The organism is Streptomyces sp. NPDC097617, from assembly GCF_044761485.1.
Lineage (GTDB): Bacteria > Actinomycetota > Actinomycetes > Streptomycetales > Streptomycetaceae > Streptomyces.
Window position 1 is genome coordinate 88,281 of the sequence record NZ_JBIWCL010000031.1, and the last position, 14,672, is coordinate 102,952.

At 70.8% G+C, this 14,672-nt stretch carries 19 protein-coding genes; 17 read left to right on the forward strand and 2 right to left on the reverse strand.

Annotated elements, in window-relative coordinates; translation table 11 throughout:
- Positions 1-7 precede the first annotated feature (7 nt).
- From ACIQZO_RS35055 to ACIQZO_RS35065, 3 genes are all read left to right on the forward strand, one after another.
- Positions 8-409 (forward strand): hypothetical protein, encoded by a 402-nt coding sequence (locus ACIQZO_RS35055; RefSeq protein WP_403634401.1) that lies wholly within the window; start codon positions 8-10, stop codon positions 407-409.
- Positions 409-1,752 (forward strand): hypothetical protein, encoded by a 1,344-nt coding sequence (locus ACIQZO_RS35060; RefSeq protein WP_403634404.1) that lies wholly within the window; start codon positions 409-411, stop codon positions 1,750-1,752. Before ACIQZO_RS35055 ends, ACIQZO_RS35060 begins: the two co-directional genes overlap by 1 nt.
- A gap of 89 nt (positions 1,753-1,841) precedes the next feature.
- Positions 1,842-2,015 carry a hypothetical protein gene (locus ACIQZO_RS35065; protein ID WP_403634407.1) on the forward strand — a complete coding sequence of 58 codons (174 nt, stop codon included), beginning with the start codon at positions 1,842-1,844 and terminating at the stop codon, positions 2,013-2,015.
- A gap of 94 nt (positions 2,016-2,109) precedes the next feature.
- Here the strand turns inward: ACIQZO_RS35065 and ACIQZO_RS35070 are convergent, their stop codons facing one another.
- Positions 2,110-2,385 (reverse strand): hypothetical protein, encoded by a 276-nt coding sequence (locus tag ACIQZO_RS35070; protein WP_403634410.1) that lies wholly within the window; start codon positions 2,383-2,385, stop codon positions 2,110-2,112.
- A 145-nt stretch (positions 2,386-2,530) separates the two neighbouring features.
- Between ACIQZO_RS35070 and ACIQZO_RS35075 the strand changes: the two genes are divergently transcribed.
- From ACIQZO_RS35075 to ACIQZO_RS35105, 7 genes are all read left to right on the forward strand, one after another.
- Positions 2,531-2,842, forward strand: a complete 312-nt coding sequence (locus tag ACIQZO_RS35075; RefSeq protein WP_403634413.1) for a hypothetical protein — start codon at positions 2,531-2,533, stop codon at positions 2,840-2,842.
- 32 nt (positions 2,843-2,874) lie between these two features.
- On the forward strand, positions 2,875-3,375 hold the full coding sequence (locus ACIQZO_RS35080) for a hypothetical protein (protein WP_403634415.1): 501 nt from the start codon (positions 2,875-2,877) through the stop codon (positions 3,373-3,375).
- 41 nt (positions 3,376-3,416) lie between these two features.
- Positions 3,417-3,941 carry a hypothetical protein gene (locus ACIQZO_RS35085; RefSeq protein ID WP_403634418.1) on the forward strand — a complete coding sequence of 175 codons (525 nt, stop codon included), beginning with the start codon at positions 3,417-3,419 and terminating at the stop codon, positions 3,939-3,941.
- 248 nt (positions 3,942-4,189) lie between these two features.
- Positions 4,190-4,549, forward strand: a complete 360-nt coding sequence (locus tag ACIQZO_RS35090; RefSeq protein ID WP_403634420.1) for a hypothetical protein — start codon at positions 4,190-4,192, stop codon at positions 4,547-4,549.
- A 25-nt stretch (positions 4,550-4,574) separates the two neighbouring features.
- A complete protein-coding gene (locus ACIQZO_RS35095) occupies positions 4,575-5,234 on the forward strand; it encodes a hypothetical protein (RefSeq protein WP_403634423.1) in 660 nt (219 codons plus the stop codon).
- A 35-nt stretch (positions 5,235-5,269) separates the two neighbouring features.
- Positions 5,270-6,061 carry a hypothetical protein gene (locus tag ACIQZO_RS35100; protein ID WP_403634425.1) on the forward strand — a complete coding sequence of 264 codons (792 nt, stop codon included), beginning with the start codon at positions 5,270-5,272 and terminating at the stop codon, positions 6,059-6,061.
- Positions 6,062-6,276: 215 nt separating this feature from the next.
- A complete protein-coding gene (locus ACIQZO_RS35105) occupies positions 6,277-7,434 on the forward strand; it encodes a hypothetical protein (protein WP_403634428.1) in 1,158 nt (385 codons plus the stop codon).
- Between the two features lie 74 nt (positions 7,435-7,508).
- Here ACIQZO_RS35105 and ACIQZO_RS35110 read toward each other — a convergent pair whose 3' ends face one another.
- On the reverse strand, positions 7,509-7,808 hold the full coding sequence (locus ACIQZO_RS35110; protein WP_403634431.1) for a sigma-70 family RNA polymerase sigma factor: 300 nt from the start codon (positions 7,806-7,808) through the stop codon (positions 7,509-7,511).
- Between the two features lie 183 nt (positions 7,809-7,991).
- Between ACIQZO_RS35110 and ACIQZO_RS35115 the strand changes: the two genes are divergently transcribed.
- From ACIQZO_RS35115 to ACIQZO_RS35145, 7 genes are all read left to right on the forward strand, one after another.
- On the forward strand, positions 7,992-8,642 hold the full coding sequence (locus ACIQZO_RS35115; RefSeq protein WP_403634433.1) for a hypothetical protein: 651 nt from the start codon (positions 7,992-7,994) through the stop codon (positions 8,640-8,642).
- Between the two features lie 61 nt (positions 8,643-8,703).
- Complete coding sequence (locus tag ACIQZO_RS35120) at positions 8,704-9,132, forward strand: hypothetical protein (protein WP_403634435.1); 429 nt, start codon at positions 8,704-8,706, stop codon at positions 9,130-9,132.
- A gap of 105 nt (positions 9,133-9,237) precedes the next feature.
- Positions 9,238-9,528 (forward strand): hypothetical protein, encoded by a 291-nt coding sequence (locus ACIQZO_RS35125; RefSeq protein WP_403634437.1) that lies wholly within the window; start codon positions 9,238-9,240, stop codon positions 9,526-9,528.
- A 148-nt stretch (positions 9,529-9,676) separates the two neighbouring features.
- Positions 9,677-9,943 carry a hypothetical protein gene (locus ACIQZO_RS35130; RefSeq protein ID WP_403634439.1) on the forward strand — a complete coding sequence of 89 codons (267 nt, stop codon included), beginning with the start codon at positions 9,677-9,679 and terminating at the stop codon, positions 9,941-9,943.
- Between the two features lie 56 nt (positions 9,944-9,999).
- Positions 10,000-13,119, forward strand: a complete 3,120-nt coding sequence (locus tag ACIQZO_RS35135) for a ParB/RepB/Spo0J family partition protein (protein ID WP_403634441.1) — start codon at positions 10,000-10,002, stop codon at positions 13,117-13,119.
- Positions 13,120-13,328: 209 nt separating this feature from the next.
- Entirely contained in the window at positions 13,329-14,159 is an 831-nt protein-coding gene (locus tag ACIQZO_RS35140; protein WP_403634444.1) for an rRNA adenine N-6-methyltransferase family protein, read from the forward strand.
- A 117-nt stretch (positions 14,160-14,276) separates the two neighbouring features.
- A complete protein-coding gene (locus ACIQZO_RS35145; RefSeq protein ID WP_403634446.1) occupies positions 14,277-14,543 on the forward strand; it encodes a hypothetical protein in 267 nt (88 codons plus the stop codon).
- The last annotated feature ends 129 nt before the right edge of the window (positions 14,544-14,672 follow it).

Sequence of the window (14,672 nt, forward strand, 5' to 3'; positions counted from 1 at the left end):
AAGCAGCATGAGTCTGATCCCCGCCTTCGGCGCCGCCGGCCTCGCCCTCGGCCTCACCGGCATCCTCTTCTTCGGTACCACCACCGGCGGCAAGGTCAAGCCGCTCGGCTGGTGGTGGACCCTGTTCCTGTCCATGGTCGCCGGGGCCGCCTACAAAGCCGCCGGGACGCCCTTCGACCTCGTATCGAGCTTCATCAACGACCTCATCGGCCTGTTCGGCAAGGTCGTTCCGGGCGTCGCCATGGCCGGCGTCGCTCTGTTCCTCACGGGCGTGATCCTCTACAAGAAGCTCACGACGAGGCAGGTCGCTGTGATCGGCGTCGCCTACTGGTACGTCGCATCCGGCGCGGGCGGAGCGTTCTCCCTCATGGCCGAGAAGATCGACACGATCATGCAGAGCTTCTCCTGATGGGCGCCCACCTCCACGCCGTCCCCGACCCCGAGCCCTACGAAGCCCCGAGGGTGGGGGAGTGGCCTGCCCCGATCGCCATCGTCTCGTCTCCTCCGGCAGACGACGAGCCCCTGGACGACGCCCACCCCGCCATCGAGGACGGGGGCCGCGACGACGACCAGGACGACGCCGACGACGAGGAACCCGACGACGAGATCGCCGAGGACGAGGAACCGCGGTGCGGCCTGATCGCAGGGCTCCAGCCGTACTACGACGTCCGCCCGCTCGCAGAGCTGGGCCCGCTCGCAGTCGAGGCGACCAAGGCAGCCGGACCGCCACTCCGCCGAGGCCTCGGCCGAATCCTGCGCGAACTGCCGCAGATGCTCGCCTGGTACGGCCGGGGCATCCGCGTGCTCCTGGTCCTCATCGTCGGATGGCTGTCCGGGAAGTACGGCGAGCGCGGGAGCCTCGGGGCCCGGTTCGTGGGCGCCGGGTTCGTCGTCTACGCCGTCGTAAAGCTGTGTGACGAGTACCAGCACGCCTGGATGGTCGCCACCCTCGCGATCTTGTCCACCATGGCAATGGCCGCGACGGGCCGCATCCAGATCCCAGCCGGGAAGCCCGCGAAGAAGGGGGAAGGCGGCGCGAAGAAGGGCGCCACCGAAAAGGGCAAGGAAGAGGTCGCGAGGGCGACCGCCGAGACGACGAAGGAGGCCGCGTCCGAGGCTCCCCGGAAGGGCCTGATGGCTCGCCTCCTCGGCCGCGCGGCGGCCCCCGCTAAGGAAGCCTCAGTGGAGGAGGCCCCGGTGGCCCCCGAAGTGGGCGACGGTGAACCCCAGGAAGAGGGCACGGAAGAGGGTGCGGAAGAGGCCGGAGAGGACCCGGAAACGGGCGGTGAGGAGACCCCCCAGGAAGACCCCCTGACGGCTCTCCTTCGAGCCTCGATCGGGAGCGAGAACGGGGTGCATCTCAGCACCCTCCGGCCCCTCATGCGGAAGCACCTCCCCGGCCTCTCCCAGGCCACCAACGAGGAGCTGCGGAACCACCTCACCGCGGCCGGCTACGACCCCTCCCGTAAGTTCCGCGCGCTGGGGGTCGCCGGGCGGTCCGGAGTGCACCGAACCGAGCTGCCGCCACTGCCCTCCCCCGAAGGCGGTCCAGGGGCACTCTCCGGACCGCTCTCCACCCCCGGAGAGTGCCCCCGACCTGCGAACTCTCCGGCGGCCGGAGAGGAGCGGAGAGCAGCCGGAGAGGTGTCGGAGAGGTGGACCGCCGAGCAGAAAGCGCGCGGGTTCCGATCAGTCCCCGACCCCGCCAACGGCCCCTCCGCCTCAAGGATCGAGCACTACGACGGACGCTGACGCTCGGTCATCGAAGCAGCGCAAGGCGTAGCCGGAGGGGCCCTCGTTCCGCCATGATGGAGGTGATCTGAATGAGGAGGGAAGCGGCGATGAGCCACACCCAGCACACTCCGCATGGGCAGTGCTGCTGCTGCGCCCGAGCGGACGCCGCGAAGCCGGAGCCCGCGCCGTTCCGCTTCTCCGACGTCCCGCCGGGGCAGTGGTTGATCGGCAGCCTGATGATCCTCGCGATCGTCGTGACGATCGCGATCCGGCACCTGTAGGCCACCCTTCCCCGCCGAGCTGCGGGCATGCGAGAGGCCGCACGCGAATCGTGTGCGGCCTCTCGCATGCCCCGATCGCGCCGGAGCCGTCTGGTCAGCTGTCGTCGGTGGAAGCCTTGCGCTGGCGGAGCCCGGGGACCTTGTACTCGCGGGCGATGCCGGTGATGGTCCCCTCGGTCCACGGCGTGTGCGGAGCGAGCGCGCCATGGGAGACGTTCGCGGTGCGCAGCTCCTCGGCGACGGCCTGGCGGGCGGCGTGCCGGGTCTTCTCCTCAAGCGCGACGGCGTCCTCCCACTCCTTGATCGCGGCGAGCATCGTCGCGCTGGGCTGGTAGTCGGCGTGCGTGTTGCGCGGTCCGGTTCGGCTCATGCCACGAGTGTTCCACAAGCCAGTTACGGCAAACCAGGTTCGGACAGCTCGTTCCCGTAATTCATTCCGGTTAATTGGTTTCGCGTAAGTCATTCCGGAAAGAATGTTGGTGTAACCACTCACCACCCCACCCGGAAGGCATCACGTGTCCGACAACACCCCCCGCACCTACGTGGAGCGCCTCGCCTCCTCCTCCCCGCTGGCCGCCGCCGCGTTCGCCCTGAACCGGCTCGGCAGCGGCAGCGAGCGGAACGTGGAGATCCTCGCCCTCCGCGACCGCGCCGGCCTGGTCGCCGTTCACACCACGGAGGACTTCGACCCGCACTTCGCGGAGCCGGACGCCGACTCGGCGATCTGCGGACTGGCCGTGTACCGCGTGCTGAACGCCGAGCAGTTCGGCCGGATCTCGGTCCTGTGCCGCAACTGCGAGTCCGCCGCCATCGCCCGCCTCGCCTGACTACCAGCCAGCCCGCACCGAGGAGCCTCACCATGTACAACGTCACGATCGAGCACCCCGCCCTCGAAGAAGACCGGCACTTCACCGCGGTCGGCTCCGGCGAACTGCGCAACATCGTTTGGGGCGTTGCCCGCGCCCAGGACCGCCCCATCGCCGACACGGACGCGGAGGGCCGCGAGATGATCCACCAGGTCGGCGACCTCCGGTCGGCCGCCGACATCAAGGGCGAAGGCAGCCTGCTCGTCCGCGAAATCACGGTCACCGTCCGGCCGGCCGTCTGCGAGACCGCGCACGACGGCGAGGACGCGGTACTCCTCGGCAGTCCCGCCCGGTGCGACGGCCGGTGTCAGCCCCGGCGCCGCTTCGACCGCAACTCGATGCTCGACCTGGCGATGGCGCTGGACGACGCGGGCCTCGACGCGTCCGGCGGCTGCGGCGTCTGCGGCCTGGAGGCCGGGCAGATGTGCGTCGCGTGCGGGCACTGCAACTGCGACCGGCACGACTCCTGCAAGCGGCCGACGGCCGCCGAGTAGCTGGCCAGCACCCGAGCCCCTCTCCACCGCGAAGGACCGACATGGACAAAAACCCCACGTCCGACAGCATGGCGACCACGTTCCGGGCGGCCCGCGACAGCGCCCGGACGGCCGCGAAGGCCGCCGCGCACGTCGCGAGCCTCTACCTGATCGAAGCCAACGGCGGCCGGGGCGCCATCCACGAGACGTGGAAGGGTGAAGGCCCCGAGTCCTGGTGCCAGATGGCGGCCCCCGGGATCACGGCGCACATCCTCGCCAAGTCCTTCGGGGACCGGGCCCGCGTCGTCTTCCGCGCTCTGACCGACGCCGAGTACGAGCGCATCAGGGTCGTGGCCGAGGACCGGAACTCCTGCTACCACGACGAGGACTGCGAGTGCGATGACACTCCGTGGCCCCCGCTCGGGGAGCTGGCCAAACCCGGCGTGAGCGAGGTCGGGTTCCGTGACGGCGGGCTGCGCGGCCGGGTGACTCGGGCGGCCGGCTCCTCGACGCTCGAACTCGCCCTGGATGACGAGCCGGTGAGCGAGGTCGCCACCCTGATCCGACTGGTCCGCACCGACCACTGAGGCTCCACCTCGACGTCCCGCACGACGCCCCGCTCTCCCCTGTGGAGGGCGGGGCGTCGTGCTGTTCAGCGCCGTTCGCTGAACAGCGCTGAACAGCGCTGAACAGCCCTTGGCCTGCGCGGACGTCGTCCAGGTCATGCGCAGGTTTGCCAACTCTTTGCTGAATCACTTTCCCGTAATGGATTATCCGAAATGAATTACGGAAATGATGTTGATGTAACCACTCACCACCCCCCAAAGGACAGGCCATGAGCGCACCGGACACCACCCCCCACCCCGCCCGGTGCCTCAAGTGCCGCAGGGTCCTGCGGAAGCCCTCCCCGGACGGCCTCGGCCCCAAGTGCAGGCGCATGGTCCGCCGCACCGCCCGCCTCAACCCCCCGACCGCCTTCCAGCCCTACCAGCTGGCCAAGGCGGTCGAGCTTCTGGAGATGGGCGGCCTCGTCCCCCTCCGCTCGAACCGCGTGTTCCTCGTCGTCTCCGACGACGGCAGCGAGATCTACCGCACCGCGGCCACCGGCCAGTGCAACTGCCCGGCCGGCCTGCGGGCCACCTCCCCCTGCTACCACGGCGCCGCCGCGCACCTCCTCGCCACCGCCCGCGCCTGACCGCCATCACGAGAGGACACCGAGCATGAACCAGCAAACGAGCACCGCCCAGCGCGCCCGCCTCCTCGCCGGAATCATCCGGGGCCGCGCCGTCGGTCACCCCGACGCGAAGGCCCTGCGCCTCATCGCCCGCCAGCTCGGCCAGGCCAGCGCCGTCCTGCGCGGCCTCGACGGAGACCACGACATCGCCGACCGCGCCGAGGCCATCCTCTGGCGCGCCCGGATGGCCGCCCCCGAGAGCTTCCCGCCCGTGGTCATCGGTTACGTCTCCGCCCCGCTGGCCGGATACCTCCCGGGCCTGGACGACCTCATGCCCGCCAACCCGGAGCATGTCCGCAGCGAGCACACGCTGCGTGCCCGCCTCCTCGACGTCCTCGGCACCGGCCTCCTCGGCAGCAGCGACGACCAGGAGGCGACGGCCGCCCTGGTCGGCCTGCTCGACGTCCACACCGCGCACGCCGCCCTGGCCGCCGAGGTCGAGATCCACGGGCGGGCCGACGCGTACCCCACGGTCTACCGGCCGCACACCGGCTCGCGCGCAGCCCAGCACCTGCCCGGCCGGCTCACGGTCTTCGACGGCGGCCAGGTCCTCGCCGAGCTGAACGTCCCGTACGGCATCACCCCTGGCGAGGTCTGGCAACTCATCCGGGACATCGAGCCCGCCCGCCCGCTCATCGCCGCGTGACGCACCCACACCCGACGACCTAGGAGGACCCGCCCATGTTCCGCGAGACCATCACCCACGCGCACGACGTCACCGAGGGCACCGCCAGCGAGGCGCACGGCCTCCTGCTCCTGCGCCAGGCCGTACGGCGCGGCTACGCGATCGAGGCGACCCGCGAGGGCGGCGCCCTCATCACCTGGACCCGACGCCAGCTCGGCTCCGGCGCCCTGCTGCACCGCTCGATCACCCTCGTCCCCCAGATGCCCGTGGGGAACCTGACCGACGCGGTCGTGCGCGACCTGACGACGATCGACGAGGTGCGCCCCGCCCGGTACATGGAGAGCGGCGCCGGGCGCCGGTACATCCTGGCTGGGCTGGTCGAGATCAGCCCGATGGCCACCGCGGCGCTCCGCGCCCGCAAGCTCGTCACCGCCGAGGGAGACGGCCGAGTGCGCCTCACCCTGACGGCCCGCCTCGGGCTGCTCGCCCTCGCGCACCGCACGACGACCGCCGAGCCCACCGGGTGGTCGCGGCCCGCCGACCTCGGCCGCCAGGCGGTTACGGCCGGGCTCAACCGGCCGGGCCGCCGCGCCGGGATGATGCACTCCTCGGTGAGCACGGCCTCATGCTCCTGCGGTCGCCTCCAGGGCTTCGGGGGCGACCGCAACGAGGCCCGCCGGCTTGCGACCCGCCACCGCCACGACGTGGCCGCCGAGTTCGTCACCGGCCTTCCCTTGAGCTTCACCGACGCGGTCACGGCCCCGGCACCGGTCCCGGCCGAGCCCTCGGCGCGCGAGGTCGGCCGCGAGGACCGCCAGTACTGGGCGGACGTGTACGACCAGGGGTGACCAGCCCATCCGGACAGCGCGTCCGGACGCTGTCCGGACGCGCTGACCAGTGAGAACGTGAGCCCTGCGGACACCGGCCCGGACAGCCGGGCAGGTGTCCGGACACGTCCGGGCGGCCAGATCTCCCGCTCTTTCCCGGGTCGTACCCGGTGCCTCAGCGGGTCACCAGAGTTAGTCATAGTGTCCATCCACTAAGTCTTATGCCGGGAGCCCCCTTGAGTCCCACCACCCCACCCCGGACCCCGACCGTGGCCATCGCGCGCATCCTGCGCGGTCTTGGCCTCGTCCAGGGCGACAACTTCCGCGTGACCGGCGACTACCGCAACGGCGAGCACATCGGCACCTTCGTCCTCCCCCTCACCCGGCACTCGGACGAGACGATCGCCGCGTACGCCGACGAGATCGAGCGCCTGTCGAGCGAGGGCCCGCTCCCGTTCCGCGTCTCGGTGCGCTACCCGAGCGGCGACCGCCCGATGACCGGCGTCGCGAACTACGGCGCCCGGATCCGCGAGGAACCGCCCGCCCCGGCCGCGCCGACGACCCCCGAGCCCATCCCGGAGCCGGAAGCAGCCGAGCCGGAGCCCGCGCCCGAGCTGCCCCCGGCCGGCTCGGTGGCGAGCAAGTTCCTCGAGGGAGCCCGCGAGCGGGCATGGGCCAGGGCCCGCGCGAACAAGCTCGGTTGGTCGACCGCCCAAGCCGACCTGATGGCCGCCGCGGCTGCCGTCCAGCTCCAGTACCGGCAGGACGGCGTGCTGCGCTACTTCCCCCGGCCCGGGTACGCCGGGCAGCCCGTCGCGGAAGGCCGCCTGACCCCGCTGGTGAACGCCGGATTCCTCGCCATCTCCGAGCCCTTCGGTACCGGGTACAAGCGGGTCAGTGTCACCGCCGACGGCCGCGAGGCGCTGCACCTGTGGCGGGTCTACCGGCCGACCCCCGGTCATGAAGGGCCCCGGATGGACCGGGAAGCTCTCCACCCGCTCCTCGGCGGCGAGCTGGCCACCAGCCAGAGCGCGGCGGCCGACGAGCAGCACCGGCATCGCCTGGCCCGCCGAGAGGTGATGTACGCGGCCATGGAGGAACTGCACGCCTGGGAGGCGCGCGACGAGCGCCTGTGGAACGTGTGGGCCCGGGTGCAGGGCATCACGCACCGCCTCGGCCGCAGCCGGCCCGTGGGCTGGGTGCCGACCGACGAGGAGATCGAGGCGCACCGCATCGACCCCGGCCTGGTCGCCGAGCTGCGCGCCGAGGTCGGACGCCCGACGCCGAAGCCGGAGTTGCCGCAGACGCCCGAGCTGCGACCGAAGGGGTTGCCCCCGCTGACGGTCGCGCCGGACGACGTCGAACAGCTCGGCCTCTTCGTGGACGCGTCGTGAGCCGTCAGCGCGACGAGCGCCCGCCCGCCGCCCTCTCCGGGCAGCGGGCGGGCGCTCCTCTTTCCCCCAGGGGGTCAGTCGGTGGCCGTGGCCTTCGCGGCTGCGGCTCGCCTGTTCTGGGTGGCGCGGTGCCCGGCGGCGATGTCGTGGACGCGCTGCGGGGTGACCTCCAGGGGGCCGGACAGGGTCTTGGCGCTGTGCTGCGGCATGTCGAGCAGCGCGCGGACCGTGTGCTGCCTCTCCGATCGGATCCAGGCCGAGAGGTCGGGTACGGCCTTGAGCGCGCGGCCGAGGATCTGCGCGCGGTCGACAGTGGGCTCGCCGGCCAGCTCGGCGAGGGCGGCGAAGACGGCGGGAAGTTCGGGGCGATCCATGCCAGCAGCCTAGTGCCTGCCCACTATGGCGCGCGTCACGCGAGGCGCGCCGGGTTGACTGCGAAGGGCTCTGACCTGCGAAAACTTTCCTGATTTCTTCCCGTCGCCCCGGTACCCCCAGGGGGATATGGCGTTAGTCATAGTGTCCACCCACTAACACACACCACCTCGCAAGGAGCCACCATGGACGCCAAGATCGCCCTCAGCCGCCTCACCAGGCGCGCCAACTCCACCTTCGAGGAGGCCGGTGCGGCCCGTCAGCGCCTGGCCGACGCGCTCACCTTCCAGGGTGCGCAGCTCGACGGCCTCATGGACGCCGTCCTGGTCGCCGAGGGCAAGGCGAAGCCCTGGATGCAGCTCCTGAACCGCATCGACCGCCTCGGCGTCCGCGAGGGCCTGGCCAAGCAGCGCGAGGAGTGCCTCGAGGTCCTGCTCCACTACGGCCTGTCCATGAGCACCAGCATGATCCGCAACGCGTCCCAGCTCGCCGAGCAGGACGGCCTGCGCCGCTTCCTGGACGCGACCGACACGATCGAGATCGACGAGGACGAGACCCCGGCCGAGGCGGCCGTTCCGGAGATGGAGCCCGTCGTCATCGACGGCCTGGGAACCACCGTCCGCCAGCAGGTGCAGACCCTGGAAGCCATCCGCGGCAACGGCGTCAAGGTTCACGCGGCCGGCAAGGTCACCGTCGAGGACGGGAGCACACCCCGCCTGGCGATGGTCGAGTTCACGATCAGCAAGGGATGGGCGCAGATGGACAGCACCGGCCCCGCCTCCGAGGGGCAGCCGGTCACCCTCACCCCGGCCGGCGAGGCGATCCTCGCCAACTGACCAGCAGCACCCCGGGCGGGGCCGACCGGCCCCGCCCTCCTCCTCCCAGAAGGGCCCACCCATGCGCGCCACCGCGACCCCCACCGCCCGCGAGGCCAGCGACCTCGGCGACGCCATCGGCAAGATCGCGGCCTTCGCCGCCCAGTCGCTCCACGAGTCCTTCCCGCGCCTCGACTTGGAGGGCCTGGTCGACACCTTCACCGGCACCCGCGCCGTGCGATTCATCGGGCGTCGCTACCTGGCCGCCATCGAGGAGGGCAAGACGCCCGGCGAGGCGGCCGGGGAGGCGGGTAAGGCACTGATCTACGCCTGGGCGGAAGCGCGACTGGAGGCCGGCGCCCAGCTCGACCGGGAGGCGGACGCCAGCCCGTGGGGGCCGATGGTGCTCTGCTGGTGCGGGACCGAGGTCCGCGACAACGCGGAGGCCCGGCAGGGACACCACGGCGGGTGGCACACCGACCAGCGCCCGGCGAACTGGTCGGCCGTCTGACCTGCAACTTTCTCCGATCTCCCGCGATTTACCCGGTACCTCAGGGGTGTTCGGAAGTTAATCATAGTGTCCACCCACTAAGCTCCAAGCCTCAGGGAGTCACCCATGACCGCCACCGCGAACAGCATCTTCACCACCGCCGACATCGAGGGCCTGGCTGACCTCATCGCGTTCGCCAAGGAGGAGCTGGGCCTGGACGACCTTCACCCGAACGTGGCGGCCCGGTACCGCGGCATCGCGGCCGGCCTGGCCTCCGAGGGCATCGAGCGCACCCCGAAGGCCATCGCCGAGTTCATCGCCCTGGTCGTCGAGGACACGGGCCACCTCAACCAGGTCGCCCCCTGGGTGTTCGTCCGCTACCTCGACACCGCCGACGACATCCTCAAGGAGTTCTGATCCACCCGGGGCCCGGCGACCCCGCCGGGCCCCGGGTCCCTGAACTGCAACTTTCTCCGATTTCCCGCGAATCACCCGGTACCCCAGGGGTGTTCGGGAGTTAGTCATAGTGTCCACCCACTAAGCCCCAACCTCCAGGGAGCTCCACATGGCCAGCATCGACCCCACCGCCATCGCCGCCATCTTCACCGCAGCGGCCACCGCCACCAGCTGGCAGCGAACGAACCTCGGCCTCAACACCCGCGTGGACCACGGCGGCTTCACCTGGACCGTCCAGCTCCCCCCGGAGAGCGGCCGGGCGTACATCTCCGGCAGCAGCGGCTGGGGCGGCGACACCTGCGAGTACATCGAGGCCACCTGGGGCGAGACCTTGTCCATCGTCGACGCCGCCACGATCGCCACGCGCGTCCGCTGACCACCCCGGGGCGGGTCATCCGGCCCGCCCCTCACCCACCCAAGGAGGTACGCCCCGTGGCGACCATCGAGATCAACCACACGCGAGCGGAGGGCACGATCCTCACCGGCTCCCGGAAGGGCGACGGGATCTTCGAGATCGTGCGGAACCACGGCTTCTGGTTCTCGCGCGACGTGGAGGGCCTCTACGTCCGGCGGTCACAGGACAAGGAAGCCGACATGTGGCGCATCAACCGCGCGGCCGAGGCCCTGCGCGCGGCCGGCCACGAGGTCACGATCGCGATCAACGAAGAAGAGCGCCGGTCCTTCGCGGAGGCCGAGGCTGACCGCGAGGAGCGCGCCGAGGGCAGGGCTGACCGGTTCGGCGACCGTGCGGGCCGGGCTGTCGCCTCGGCCGACGCCCGGCGATCGGCGGCCGACCAGATCTCGAAGCGGTTCGAGATGGGGCAGCCGATCCTCGTCGGCCACCACAGCGAGGGCCGCGCCCGGCGCGACGCCGCGCGGATCGACACGAACATGCGGAAGTCGTTCGAGGACTGCGACCGCGCGGGGTACTGGGCCAACCGGGCCGGGGCCGCCGAGAACTACGCGAAGCACCGCAAGGACCCCTATCGCACCCTGCGGCGCCTGGAGCGCCTGGGCGCCGACCTGCGACAGCAGGAGCGGCACCACGCGGAAGCCGTCGAGAAGGGCTACGACTCCGTCGACCGGCACGCGCGGCTGATCCGGGACTTCAAGGAGGAGATCGCGTACTGGGAGGCGATCGTGGCGAAGGCCGAAGCCGAGGGCGTGAAGATCTGGAGGCCCGGGGACTTCGCGCCCAGGGACTTCGTGCTCTACTCCGGCACCTGGTACCAGGTGGCCCGGGTCAACCCCAAGACGCTGTCGATCGCGTGGAACCTGCGGCTGGCCTCGAAGCAGGTCATGACCTTGGAGGACGCCACCTTCGAGGACGGTCAGCTCTGGACGCACGCGGCGGACTACACCAATGCCCGCGCGCGGTGCCCCGAGGCGGCGATGCTCGCCTTCCTCGCCGACGGGAAGGTCCCCGGCACCAAGGCGGCTCGCGCGGCCTCGGAGGAGCAGCCGGCCAGCGTGGTGCGCGAGGCCCTGGAAGGGGCGAAGACGAAGGCGCCGAAGAAGCGCACCGACCCGAAGGCGGCGAAGCGGATCTACGTCACCTGCCCGATGAGCGGCGCCGAGGCGACCCTGACGTGGCTCAACGGGGGCAGCCGCCCGCACAAGGACTTCGAGCCCGTGAAGATCACGCCCAAGGAAGGGGAGACGTTCCGCCGCGCGGTCTGGTCGCAGGTACTCCAGGCCGAGATCACACGACTCCTCGGCGAGCACGGCTACGAGTGCGGCGCGGACGACTGGGTGGTGTCCCGGGACCGCAGCGGCTTCGTGCGCAGCATCAAGCCGAAACCGCAGACGGAGGAGCCCGCCGCGGTGGTCGCCGAGCAGCCGGCTCCGGAGCCCGCCGTCGAGGAGGAGACCCCGGCGGCAGCCGACACCGGCGAGGAGCCCGCCATCGAGGAGCAGCCTCCGGCCGAGGAGCCCGCACCGGGGCCCGAGACCCCGAAGGTCTGGAGCCGGGCCGACTTCAAGAAGGGCGACTGGGTGCAGGCCGATGGGCGCTGGCACGAGGTCTTGCGGTCCAACCCGAGGAGCGTGTCCGTCCCCGGCCCGGACGTCCGGCTCATCCAGTGGGACATGGTGACCGGCCGCAGGAGCGCGGCCGAGATGGCCGAGGTGCAGGCCCTGGCCGCCGAGACCGGCGAGGACCAGGCGCCGGCCGACGCGCCCCCGACGGAGACTGAGGCGGGCACGAAGGGGACCGAAAAAACCGCGTCTGACCTGCAATTTCTCTCGTCCAGCCCGGTACCCCAGGGGACTTCCGAAGTTAGTCATAGTGTCCACCCACTAAGCTCCACACCGCACAGCGAGAGGCCGGAGACCATGACCGACATCACCGCCACCGCCACCGCCGAAGTAGCCGAGGTCACCGAGAAGGCCTCCGCGACGAAGGCCACCCGGACCAAGGCCGTCGCGAAGAAGGCCCCGGCCGCGAAGAAGGTGGTCGAGCCCACGAAGGTCAGCAAGCGCCGCGCGGCCGTCGCCGAGAAGGCGGCCGAGACCGCCGAGAAGGCCAAGACGGTCCAGAAGACGATCCCGATCGACCGGATCGACCGCGACCCGAACCAGCCGCGCGAGTTGTTCGACCAGGCGAAGCTGGAGGAACTGGCGGGCTCCATGCGGAAGCTGGGCCAGCTCCAGCCAATCAGCGTCCGGTACGACACGGGCACCCGGCGGTACACGATCATCATGGGCGAGCGCAGGTGGCGCGCGGCCAAGATGGCCGGCCTCACCGAGATGACCGCCCTCGTCCTACACGGCGCGGTCGGCGGCTCCCGCGAACTCCTCGCAAAGCAGGTCGCCGAGAACGTCGGCCGCGCGGATATGACGCCCATGGAAGAGGCGAAGTCCTTCAAGGACCTGGAGGCAGCCGGGTACACGATCGACGAGATCGGCGAGATGTGCGGCCGGTCCCCGGCCTACGTCGGGTGGCGGATCGACCTGCTCAAGCTGTGCGGCTTGGTGCAGGACGCACTCGCCAAGGGCCTGCTCGGCGTCAACCTGGCCTGGTACGCGGCACAGCTGAGCCCGCAGAACCAGATGCGCTTCCTCAGCCGGTACACCCAGGGTGGATTCGCCAGCGACCGGGACGCGGAGGCATTCGTGAAGGCGTGCCGCACCGAGGAGGAGCGCCGCGAGTCCCAGGGCAGCTTCTTCGTCCTGAGTGAGGAGAACCCGGCCAAGAAGGGCGACGTCCAGGAGTCGCTCCTCGGCGACCATGACGTCCCCGAGGAGGAGCGCGAGCGCATCATCTCCGAGCGGTCGAAGCTGACGAAGAAGATCGAGCGCCTGTCGGCCGCCGGCGAGATCCTGGCCGAGCTGGCCACCGCGGACCCGGAGGAGCTGGCTCTCCTGCTGGCCGGAGCCGCCGGAGGCGTCGAGGTCCACAGCAAGCGCATGGCCCACCTGCGCAAGCTCACCGGCCAGGTGATCGGCAACCTGACGAAGGCCCAGGCGATCGCCTCGGTGCGGGCCGGTGGCATCGAGATCAACCCGGCCGCGGTGGCCGAGGGCACCACGGAGGCCGAGGCCGCCGTCTGACCTCCCTTCGACAGGCCCGGCCCTTAGTGTCCAGACACTAAGGTCCGGGTGGGGAGGACCGGCGCGCCCTCACGGAAGTGCGCGGCGCGCCCCTCCCTCAACCCCCGCCCCGCCCGTCGCGGCGGCCGTAGCGGGACACGCAGCCTCACCAGCACCGGCCCGCCGGTACGGGCAACACCACCCACCCGACAGTGAACCGAAGGAGCCTCATGCGATTCCCGACCGACGTCCTGGCGATCCTGACCGACCCCCGCACCGTGATCCGCGACAACCGGGTGCACATCCCCTTCCAATTCGAGCTGCCGGTCTGGAGGCGGATGAACGACATCCTCAAGGAGATGGGCGCCACCTGGGAGAGCCGCAAGGCGATCCGCGCGCACGTCTTCCCGTACCGGATCGAGGAGTTCCTGCGGCACTGCCTCGCAGCCGGCGAGTACCCGTCGAAGTACGAGCAGGGCTGGTTCCCGACCCCGCCGAGCCTGACTATGCAGATCTGCGACCTGGCCGGGGTGTACCCCGGGATGACCGTCCTGGAGCCCTCGGCCGGCTCGGGCGCCATGACGTCCGAGCTGGCCCGCCGCGGCGGCCTGGTCGACAGCGTCGAAATCGACACCAGGCGGGTGGAAGTCCTGCGGGAACAGGGCGACTCCCGGAAGGTCATCGCTGGCGACTTCCTTGACCTGGACCCGCTGGACTACTCGGAAGGGTTCGACCGGGTGGTGATGAACCCGCCGTTCTCCAACGGGCTCGACCACATCAAGCATGCGATCGGGTTCATGAAGAAGGATGGCATCCTCGTCTCGGTCATGTCCCAGGGCTTGATGTGGTGGAGCGACAAGGCCGCCGTGGAGTTCCGCGAGCTGGTCGAAGAGGTCGGCGGCGAGATCGAGGCCCTGCCCGACGACTCGTTCGCCATGTGCGGGACGAACATCAAGACGTGCCTGCTGTTCCTCCCGGGCTACCCGGGCGGGCCGCTGCGGACCCATGACTGGCACCAGCGGCAGCCGAAGCAGCTCGACCTCTTCGACTTCGCCGCGTAGGGCTCTGACCTGCAACTTTCTCCGATTTCCCTGGTCGCACCCGGTACCCCCAGTGGGATCACGCGTTAGTCATAGTGTCCACCCACTAAGTCGCCACCCACCCAGAAAGGCCCCACTGTGAGCGACCAGACCACCACCACCGACACCGACACCGACTTCGTCTACACCCCTTACGTCCCCGAGTTCGTCTCCGACGAGCCCATGGAGATCTCGGGCAGCGACATGGGCTACCTCATCAAGTGGATGAGGGCCCAGCTCACCGCCCAGGAACGGCACGACAACAACTCGGACCTGTGCCAGGCCCTCAGCTCGATCCTGCGCCAGGCCAACGAGGTCTACGGCTCCGAGCCCGAAACCCGGGAGACCTGCATCTGCTACGGCTAGCCCCCCTCCCGGGGGGGGGCCCCCCCCCCCCCCCCCCCCCCCCACCCCACCCCACAAACCAGTAGGGTGATGGGGCGGGCCCCCCCGCCCCCACCCCCCGGGGCCCCCCCCCCCGGGGCCCCCCGGGCC